This is a genomic window from Chryseobacterium sp. JV558, assembly GCF_033712365.1.
GTDB lineage: Bacteria > Bacteroidota > Bacteroidia > Flavobacteriales > Weeksellaceae > Chryseobacterium.
The window spans coordinates 26,680-36,863 of the sequence record NZ_WJHU01000010.1; the positions used below are offsets into that span (position 1 = coordinate 26,680).

General features: G+C 34.6%; 7 protein-coding genes. 2 read left to right on the forward strand and 5 right to left on the reverse strand.

What is annotated here, in order from left to right:
• The first annotated feature begins 59 nt into the window (after positions 1-59).
• Positions 60-1,868 carry a hypothetical protein gene (locus tag GFU89_RS21775; protein WP_318849122.1) on the forward strand — a complete coding sequence of 603 codons (1,809 nt, stop codon included), beginning with the start codon at positions 60-62 and terminating at the stop codon, positions 1,866-1,868.
• 100 nt (positions 1,869-1,968) lie between these two features.
• Here the strand turns inward: GFU89_RS21775 and GFU89_RS21780 are convergent, their stop codons facing one another.
• Both GFU89_RS21780 and GFU89_RS21785 read right to left on the reverse strand, forming a co-directional pair.
• Complete coding sequence (locus GFU89_RS21780; protein ID WP_318849123.1) at positions 1,969-2,268, reverse strand: hypothetical protein; 300 nt, start codon at positions 2,266-2,268, stop codon at positions 1,969-1,971.
• Positions 2,269-2,440: 172 nt separating this feature from the next.
• Positions 2,441-3,112 (reverse strand): hypothetical protein, encoded by a 672-nt coding sequence (locus GFU89_RS21785; RefSeq protein WP_318849124.1) that lies wholly within the window; start codon positions 3,110-3,112, stop codon positions 2,441-2,443.
• Positions 3,113-3,588: 476 nt separating this feature from the next.
• On the opposite strand from GFU89_RS21785, the gene GFU89_RS21790 reads away from it, so the two are divergent.
• Positions 3,589-4,305: a hypothetical protein gene (locus GFU89_RS21790; protein ID WP_318849125.1), complete on the forward strand. Its 717-nt coding sequence runs from the start codon at positions 3,589-3,591 to the stop codon at positions 4,303-4,305.
• 305 nt (positions 4,306-4,610) lie between these two features.
• On the opposite strand, the gene GFU89_RS21795 is transcribed toward GFU89_RS21790, so the two are convergent.
• Genes GFU89_RS21795 through GFU89_RS21805 form a run of 3 tightly spaced genes read right to left on the reverse strand, consistent with a single transcriptional unit; the run spans position 4,611 to position 9,512 of the window.
• Positions 4,611-7,238, reverse strand: a complete 2,628-nt coding sequence (locus GFU89_RS21795) for a pyocin knob domain-containing protein (protein WP_318849126.1) — start codon at positions 7,236-7,238, stop codon at positions 4,611-4,613.
• Position 7,239: 1 nt separating this feature from the next.
• Positions 7,240-8,658 (reverse strand): hypothetical protein, encoded by a 1,419-nt coding sequence (locus tag GFU89_RS21800; RefSeq protein ID WP_318849127.1) that lies wholly within the window; start codon positions 8,656-8,658, stop codon positions 7,240-7,242.
• 2 nt (positions 8,659-8,660) lie between these two features.
• Entirely contained in the window at positions 8,661-9,512 is an 852-nt protein-coding gene (locus GFU89_RS21805) for a hypothetical protein (protein WP_318849128.1), read from the reverse strand.
• Positions 9,513-10,184: the final 672 nt, after the last annotated feature.

The following is a 10,184-nucleotide window of genomic DNA, read 5'->3' on the forward strand; positions in this document are numbered from 1 at the left end:
TTTTTTCGTTGATACACTATTAGCTACACATTATTTATAAAAACTAAATCATAAATCAGATGACTGCTTCACAATTATTAGATAACATAATTCTACATGAAAATGCTTACTTCTATATTAAGGAAACATCAGGATTCCTTTCAAAAAGAATTATAAAAGAAACTTTTGCAGAGGCAGCTACTGATAAACATGGAAGATCTTTATTAGAAATTGTCAAAGAGAAAAAAGTATTAAGTAACGGGATTGAAATATTTTACTCTATTTTAGTTTTTAAGTATATTAAAAAACCCTCGTTCACAGAGGAATTAATAATAAATTGGGAAGAAGTAAAATTGGCTTACATGTGCTTAGTTGATTTTGAAGAGCATCTTGTTGTTGCTCGACGAAATATTTCAAAAATATCGGATTTCCTTAAGACATTTGAAGTCTTGGACTACAATGTTATAACTTCTATATATTCACAAGACAATACTTCTTTTGAAAAATTAAGTATGGATAACATGAATGTTTCTGACAGAGCAATTAGGCAAAAAAGTTTAGAATCACCTGACTTGAAAGAAAATGTATCTAGTTTCGGATTACAAGGATACATTCTTAATACAGTAAGAGTAAGTAACGATGAAGAGAAAATTGCTTTATCCATAAATTCATCAAGAATTAATCAACTTGGGCCCAAAAATACGTTTGATGGTTTTTTATATTGGTGTAATAACACTGTAGGAAAAATAAAAAATTATGTACCAAAAACAAATTTTTTATCTTCTTTTGCAACATCAATAGATTATTCAAAACATAAAGATGATTTGACTCCAACGTCAATTCTTATTATACTCAGTAAAATTTATAAAGAATTTGAGGAAAACAAAATTAAAAAATGCTTTTTTAGAATCAAAAAGAGAAATGAAATACTTGAGAGAGAAATTAACTTAATTCCTATTTTAAAGCAATTCGAATATTTGTTAGAAATTGAAGAAACAGAAGATGGATACAAAATAAAAAATAATGTTGTTAACGACTTATCTTTATTTTTAAATAATAAATCTATAACTCTTCGTTCAAAAAAACTATCTAAACTTTTTATCGAGTATGAAACAGATCTATGCTACCCAATTCTTTCAGTAATTAATTGGACCAGAAGTTATATAATAACATTTGATAATCCTGAGTTCATATATTGCAATAGAAAACTATTTAAAGATAGTCGTTTACTTGGAAACTTAGACTCTGTTTTAAAAATTTTTAAAGAACATCCAGAACTTGAGAACGTTACCTCTGAAAAAGGAAAATTCCGAATTAATTCAACAGATTTCGAAACTAACTCTGTATTTGAGTTTGTTGAAAATACATTTAAAGCAAATTATGAATACTTTATATGTGATGACCTTTCTAAAGAATGGGCAGATCACATAGGGTTAAATGAAGATTCAATAGCATTCTATCATTCAAAATATAAAAACTCAAATTTTTCAGCTTCTGATTTTCAAGATATTATAGGGCAAGCGTTAAAAAATTTAGGTAATTTATCTCCATCTGATGATCAATGGGAAATCAAGGAAAATCATTGGAACAATTTATACAAAAACGATTCAGTAGAAACTAAAATATCTAGAGTAAGAACCGGACAAAGCTCAAATCAAACCATTTCATACTTCAAGACGATAAAAGGCTATCCAAATATAAAAAAGCAAGTTCATATTGTTATAAACTTCATCTCTAAATCTGCTCTAGAAGATAGATTACATAAATTAAAAAATGGTGAATCTTTCCGAGAGAGAAATGAAGTTATACAAATTTTATGGTTTATTTCTTCTCTTATTTCAAGTTGCTTCGAAGCAAATACAGAAGTTTATATACATTGTAAACCATAGAGCACATCACCTTGCTCTTTGAAGTCTCTCGACTTTGAAGTAAATCTGAAGGAAACAACCTCATTTACCTGTCAAATCCAAAGACTTTACGATTCAAAATTCATAGATCAACAGGCTTTGCTCTTAACAATAGACTTTTGTATTCAGTGGTTTGGAAAAGCTCCAGTCCTTCCTGCCACCATTTCGTCATCTCCTCTTTATCAAATATAAATGAATGGGTGGTGAGTATCCTGTTGATAAAAAAGAAATTGATACGTACATTGGTGGTTGTCGCTTCCAACTGTGAAATAATAAGATCGTCACTGGCAATCTGATTCAGCATAAAATCTGTGGTACGGGCAAAAACATCCAAAACATTTTGGAGAGGAGGATTATTGTATGACGTTTTTTCCAGCCGCAATACAATGGTATCTATGGATGATGCTCCTTTTTCCAGGGTATGCTGTAAAGGGATAAGGTTTAAAAATCTTAAAAGTCTATAAAATGGTACTTATTTGCTGGTATTTTTATATTCGTTTGGGGGTCTGGCCTGCAATTTTTTTAATTAGAATTTCAAGGAAAATAAAAACTACTTATTTTTTTCTAATTGTATTCTGCGTAAGACTGATATAATTAAACATACAAAACGTCGCTATTGCCCCGAAAGTATGCCATAAAAAGTGGGTTCCGAAACTGAACCATTCCCATTTATCAGCGATACGGAAGGTTAATGCAAAAACAAACGACAATACAGCAAAACCTACCCATTGGCCAGCTTTCCATTGGGTATAGATCAGATATCTTAGTACCGAGAAAACTACAAAAGAAGCCATAATTGCATAATTGACATTGATAAAAAGAGAAGGGTTATCTGCCAAAATCCAGTTTCTCAAAGCGAACATAAGGAGTGCATATCCCAGAACCATTACAGCAGCATAATACCATCTGGTACTCTGCGCTATAAAATAAAACCCGGCAGACAGGCATAATACCATAATGGGCAGCCAATCCATCATAATAAATACCGGCCATTGTCTGAATGAATGGTAAACCGTTCCTCCTATGGCACCAATATATAATAACACCAGGCAGTAGGTTAAAAAAGGATATTTTTTGAAATTACCCTTCAGTTTAAGAGTCCAGAAAATGGCTATGGCTAAAAAAAATACAGCTGTTATTGCGTTTAAGGGCTCAGGGAAAAAGTGAGCCATATCTGTTTCTTTATATAACAGGCCTCCGTCCGGAGGTAATGAGTTTATCGGCATTGTTTTCTTTTAAATTATATTTACAGGCATGTTTTAGAATGCAGAATACAAACACAGGCCATTTTTCTAAACATTAGTAAAATAGATACTTACTTTTTTTAAATATAGAAAAAAATACGACATGAAATACCTGGATGTGTCCGATTCTATTTTATAAAAATGTTAATTCTGCTTCTTTAGCAAATCTTTATCTAAAATGACATTCTTTAAGGATTTTTTGATTCAAAATATAATGTACTGGTGACATGTTTTTCTAACGCAAAGTTTTAGCTTTATTTTGCATATCTTCAGGGAGCAAAGGATAGAATCAACTACGTTGATTCATTAAAGCTTATGGATAATCAAAACGCTTTATTTAATTACTTAAAAATATTGCTGTATGTTCTTCCTGGAGAAATATCATAAAAACAGACTCTTTTAGTGAGATACTAATGGGGTTTTCGAATGTATCTTTGCAAAAATATTGTAAACAAGAAATGAATAGTTACCCTATTTTATCCCGCATTATCCTTATGTTTCTGCTGAACAGTTCAGTAACTCTGTTTTCTCAACAACATGATATGAAAGACCATCCGGGAATTCACGGTATGGTTTTACTGGGAGACGATACTCAATATGCATCTCATCTTCCGCTTTTTTATGCTCCCCATGATTATCAGGTCATTCTGAAAATTCAGTTGGATCAGACTTCTACCTTAAATTATAAAAAAGATCAGCTGACCCATCCTGAGGTTAAACTGTATACCATAGAACCTGAAAAATTTGTTCTTCCGGGTATTATGAATGATATAAAAACATTTAAAGCCAATATTTACCGTGGTCATTTTGAGCGAGGCGGAGAACTGATCATCAAGGATGCGCAAGTGGAAATTACCAAAGTCCTGTATTTCCATCAATTAAATAAAGACAAAAGCGAAGGCCAACCTTGCCACTATATTTTATTTGGAGATCAGAAACAGCAGTTTTTAGCGCATCAGATCTTAAATCGTCCGGACTTTGATGAACTTTCAAAAATAGATATCAAAAATAAGGCTATAGCAACTTTGTTACAGAATGGTGAAATAGCAATAGTTGCCAGTAAAGCTAAAGAAACTCAATCTTTATCAGAAAAATGTACGGGTACTAAAGAATATAAAAACATTAATTTTAGTAACCCGGAAATACTCTATCTGGAATTTGATGATCTAAAATAAAAACAAAGAGATAAGGTATAAGATAACCTCGCCGAGGCCGCACACAATACAATCGCCACTTATTTAAAGTGGTGATTTTTTTATATTCGTTAAGCTCTTTATGTGCTTCGATTTGGGAGACAAAAAAAATCTTATTCAAGCAATTTATTCTCTGGTTGAAAACATTCATTTTATATTTGCCGCTCTCATGTAATACAACACAAAAACCCACAATCAGAAGACTTTCATCCTCTGGCTGTGGGTTTTATCTTACAGTATTGTAAGAAGTTTTTAATCTGTATTCCGTAGAATAACTATTCTATTTCTTACCAGATAAACTTACAGACCTGTTCCTGTTCTGCAATTATTCTTCGTGATTTTGTTACATACAATCTAAGGAAACAGTTTGGGCTGATATTATATATTCTTTTACCATATACATCAACTCCCATGGTACCTCCACTGTCAAAGTTATAAATAACGATCTGCTGTTTGGGATAAATTTCTTTGAAATTGACCACCATTTTAATCTGTTCTCCAATAACATGGATAAGCCTGTTTCTATCATCTATGCTAAGATTGCTGGAAAAGAACTCATATTCATGCGGATCTAATCTAACGGCATAATTCTTAGGATCAGACTGATCATTAACAATTTCATCTTTGAGACTCGCTGTTCTGCCATTAGGAATAAACATTGTATCCGGGTTTTCATCCTCAGATTTAAAATTCTTACTGGCTTTTATGGTGCCTTCTACTGTTAACTTATCATCCTTATTAGCCTCTCTTCCCATTCCGAAGCTACTTGACTCCGTATGAAAATTCAACCCTCCAAATCCATTATACTCAGAACCATAAAAATAATATTCGTTTCGTTTTGTTGCTAAAAATCTTTTCTGATGAATATCTACAATACCTGACTCACCAGTATTCATATGGTTATCTGAAATCGCTAAACCTGATCCGGTATTTACTGTAAAGTCCGAATTGAGCTGTAATCCGTACTGAGCCATATAATTCCATTGCTGAATACTTCCTATGCTAAAATCCTGAGTAGTCCAGATTTGCGCCCAATTAGACCAGCTGCCTCCGCTCATAGTCCTTTGGTAGGTTATATTGCCCGTATTACTTGACCCAAATGAAGTTGCAGTCTGCTTTACCCAGGTACCATCGTGGGTTTCAATGGCCACATACCACCAGCCGTTATTATTTAAAGGCGCATTGGCTAATCCCACTCCCCTGTAAAAGCCTGTTTTAAGGTAATTATTCAGATTTGAACCTGAAATAACAACGGATGTACCATTTGGGGTACTTAAAAAGTTTGTTTGTACATAAGACTGTGTTGCCAATGCTACATATAATCCCGAGCTATGATACATATACGGAAATGCATTTCCATCTGAAGTAGGTACATTTCCGGACGAAAATCCCACAGCCATAGCATTTTCCTGACCATTAGCTTTTGTATTTAGCTGTTTTATATTGACTGCATGAGTCTCTAAAGTTCCTGCCGGAATAACAGGGCTATGGGTAAATGTCTTGGTATCGCTTATTGTTTCTACTCCATTTTTCCCAACGAATGTATTTAAAGACTCACTTTTTGTGTAGTAATTAGATAATACAGCATTCGAAAGATATCCTGCATTAGCGTGATTTCCCCAATTAAATGCGGTATTCCAGTTGTTGATATTGGCTGCAGAAAAATCATTTGAATCCCAATCTTTTGTCCAGGGATACCAGGTTCCACTAAAGTAATACCTCCTGTACACATCATTGTTATTAGCATAAGTTGTATATTCCTGAACGATATGTGTTGAAGTATAGTAAACTCTTAATTGACCTGCTAAACCTGCAGGGTAATTATTTGCAGAAGTTGCATTTGCATTTCCTGTCTGAACCCACCATCCTGTAGAGGTAATACTGTTTAAATCTACGGTAGGACCTAAAACACCTCTGTAAACAAGACCTGTATTATATGCCGACATCCAATCAGAAGAAGTTCCATCATTTAACGTTGTAATTTTACCGGTATTACTAATTTTCACGACCTCAGTTAATGCCGGAACACTACCATTGGTACCAGTGGCGCTCCCATAATTAAATGAAAAAGTTTTATGGTTATTCACTGTAAGTCCCAATGAATTTAATGATCCTCTTGGCTGGATAAAATCAGTACCATCAAATTGTAAATTATGAGCTAACCACATCCCATAACCATGTGTTGAATTAGCCATATTAGTATGGAAAATAGTTGATCCTGTCGCCGTTTGACTGCCAAATAACAAATTATAAGCATCTACAAACTGAGTATTATTAGCATTGATCACTACCTGACCAGCACTTGTTGAATCTCCCTGAGGTCTTAAATAAACGATTCCCGAAGCTCCATCTCCTGAAATTAATGTATATGTAGACCCTGTTTTAATTCTATTTACTCCCTGTCTTTGAACCTGAAGTTCACCCGCTGTACTGTTAATTATTCCTGCTACTCCTATATTACCGGATGTATAGCTATTCCCGGAAACATGCAGCCTATACCCATCCAGCGGTAATGATGATCCGCTCAGTCCAATTCCTACTCTCTGATCAGATGTCCAGAGAAGTGCCTTAGTAGTATTGTAAGCTGTTGTACCTAAATAACCATATGTCACTTTTACAGTACCTTCTGCATCTACATTGCCAAACCACCCAACAGTATCCACTACGCCATTAGAACCTGCCAACTGTAAAATATCTCTCGCAAATCCGGTTCCTGTCGTTATCGTAGATAAATCTTTTCTTATCGTACTGCTTACGGCCTGATTTAATGTGAGGGTACCACTCATCGTGTCTCCTGATTTATTAACATAAGAGCTGTTATCCAGAGAACCATCTGCCTTTAAAAACTGGGCAGCTGTGCCGCCCGTTACTTTATAGCCTTTAGAAGTGTTATAATATGCGTATTTTACATCCATGTTAAATATCTTTACGCGTTACTGTTATGGATACAGCATTAGGTAAAGCAGAATCAAATTCAACATCTATTTTATTCGGATCGGTTAATTTTATTCTACCATCTATTTTGTAAAAGGTTACTGTATCATACATGGCAACATCTACATTTCTAGTCCCTAAATTGTGTACCACGCCTGCTGTTCCGGAAATAGAGGTAGTATATGACTTTACATTATTACTTCCGGCAGTTACTCTACCTTTAGAGTCAACAGTCACCTCATCATAAGTTCCAGCAGTTACTCCTGTTGCAGCTAATGTCAATGCTGAGGTAGCATTTGCTGAACCATCAAAAGTTGCTGTCCATGTAGCGTCACCTGAAGCAGAAATTGTTCTTGGTGTTGTTAATTTTGCAGCTGATCCGGTTGTATTGACTGCTGCAGTACCTGTTAATAATGTCGCAGGAACAGCCGTAATAGGTACCGTTACATTTCCGGAACCATCAATATTTTGTGCTGTTGCAGTAACACCTGAAAGTGTAATCGTTCGTACTGTAGCCCATTTTGTAGCGGAAAGAACATTTTTCGCTGCATCTGCCGTGTTATCAACATTCCCTAAGCCTACATGAGATTTGTTTAGTACTACAACACCCGTTAATCCATTTACAGAATCTACAGCCCCTGAGGTGATATAAACGAACGTTGTCCCAGTCCATCGGTACGTTTTGTTGGTATCAAGAGATACATAAATTTTACCTGTCTCACCAGCAATAAGGGTAGTATAACCCGCTTCTTTGTAAAATTTTCCGTCAGCATTTTTATAATATCCCTCCAAAACATCATCTACATAAGATGGCAATTGAGATGCAGGTACCAGTCCTGAAGCATCCAGTGCAGCAACCCCATTTGCGGCTCCTTTTTGTGATAACGGAATATAATTCGCTAAATCTGATGAAGTGGGCATAGAACCCAGATTTACTGTTAATCCATTGGTTGTCTGGCTAATTCCCGTAACCACATTTCCTGTACCTGAAGTAGTAACCGGTAAGGAAAATGAGGTTCCTGACAATGTCAAACCATTCCCTGCGCTGTAGGTAGTGTCTGTAGAGACTAATGTGATTGTATTTCCGGTCTGGTTAACGGTCATATTAGCACCTGCTGCAAGAGTAACATCTCCGGAAACCAAAGAACCGGATGCCCCTCCTTTCAGACGGGTAATGGTATCTGGTGTTGTAAATGATCTGTTGGCTGACAAATCATAGGCTGTACCGTTAATTGTTAACGTTCGCGTTTTTGGTACGTAATCTAACGGATTTAAGTTTCCATCATGCCAAAAAGAATTGATTCCTCTTGTACCGCCGCCAGCGGTTAAAATATCATTGTCTGTTTTCCCTTCTATTTTGTATCCAACAGAGCTTCGATAATAAGCATATTTAATGTCCATAATTATATTTTTTTAATTGTTAACTGAATTATATTGGGTGGTAATGAGTCAAATAGCACTTCTATAGTATTGGTGTCTATTCTTCTTACCTTAATGGGTATTGTAAACATTGTAACAGTGTCGTAAGCATCAATTACAAAACTTAGAGTATCAAGATCATGTTTTATCCTGGAGTCTCCTCTAACTCTCTCTTCATGTTTAATTTTTTCAGCGCTGGCCGCGTCTTCGATATTTTTAATTTTACTGTAGACTAAATCATTAAACTGATTTTGATAAGTAACAGCACCCCAGTTTGAATAAATCCCGACAAGGTTGATTTTATCATCTGAAATGCTTCTGGCAACAGCCTCTTTAAGCAATTCTATCTGTTCCCTGTTGTCTTTGATATAGTCTACGATTTCCTGAAGTTCATCAAGATTGACATCATCAGAAGCTAATATTTCATTAATTCTCCTAATATATTCAAGCATTTCATCATCTTTTGCCTGAAATACATTGACTATTTCTCTGATCTGCTCTTTTGTAAAGACATTCCCAGTCTCTCCACTACCATCGATAGTAGCGGCTAATTTGATTTTTAATTTTTCTTTCCATTCCTCTACATTGGCATCCGTAAGATTGGATGCATTACGTTTTGCCAGCACTGAAATATGCGCGTTTTCATCTTCCAAATGATTGGTAAAAGTAAGGACAGGCAGTGTTTTTTGAAAAGCTTCATATAAGCCTGCCACCTCATCCATTTTGATTTTTTCATCTAAATGGCGGAATGAAGAAAAGGTCTGCTTAAATTGATACTCTGTAGGAATATCACCTTTTTCAAACCAACTGAAAATTATATTTAATGGTGTACTCATTTTGATTATTGAAAATTAGTTTTTGATACAGTTGATCATTCGGAAACCTATTTTATTCACAGGCTGATCATTTTGAATGGAATTCTATATTTTTGAGTGATTTTTGATTTTGTTTTTCTTTTATCACCCAGTCAATTAGTGAATTATTTATGCCTTTATCAAGAAAACCATGCGTTTTGTCAATGCTTATAACTTTATTTGACATCAACAGCATCACTACATTTTTTCTACAATACTTCCTGATCACTCTCTTAGTATAGTATTTTTTGAATTCAATGATTATTCATATTCTTCAGAGCTCAAATTTCATTTTTCTTTTGCTGTTATAAAAGTTTTTTGACCTTTCCATTCTGTAGTTGCAGTAGACTTGTTTTTGTGAAACGGAATGATATTGTTCTGCAATTACAATGTTCAAAATTCTTGTTTTTAAAGCTTCTGTGAAAGTTTTTTGGCCTCTCCATTCTGTAGCTGCAGTAAACTTCCCATTCAACAAGCTCAAACAAACCTAATCATCAATCAAAGTGTTTGAAGATAATGCCGTCCTGACCACAAGCATTCAAATGACGCCACTTTAATGCAAGTGACGTCATTTATATTAGTTATGACCAGTCATTGTAAACACATTAATCTAAATGCATAAGAAAGTTTTCAGTACATTACAATTCATTTCAA

What these genes read in the sequence shown, in the direction of transcription:
- GFU89_RS21790 (WP_318849125.1), top strand. Translation starts at nt 3,589, where the DNA reads ATGAATAGTTACCCTATTTTATCCCGCATTATCCTTATGTTTCTGCTG.
- GFU89_RS21785 (WP_318849124.1), bottom strand. Translation starts at nt 3,112, where the DNA reads ATGCCGATAAACTCATTACCTCCGGACGGAGGCCTGTTATATAAAGAA.
- GFU89_RS21800 (WP_318849127.1), bottom strand. Translation starts at nt 8,658, where the DNA reads ATGGACATTAAATATGCTTATTATCGAAGCTCTGTTGGATACAAAATA.
- GFU89_RS21775 (WP_318849122.1), top strand. Translation starts at nt 60, where the DNA reads ATGACTGCTTCACAATTATTAGATAACATAATTCTACATGAAAATGCT.
- GFU89_RS21805 (WP_318849128.1), bottom strand. Translation starts at nt 9,512, where the DNA reads ATGAGTACACCATTAAATATAATTTTCAGTTGGTTTGAAAAAGGTGAT.
- GFU89_RS21795 (WP_318849126.1), bottom strand. Translation starts at nt 7,238, where the DNA reads ATGGATGTAAAATACGCATATTATAACACTTCTAAAGGCTATAAAGTA.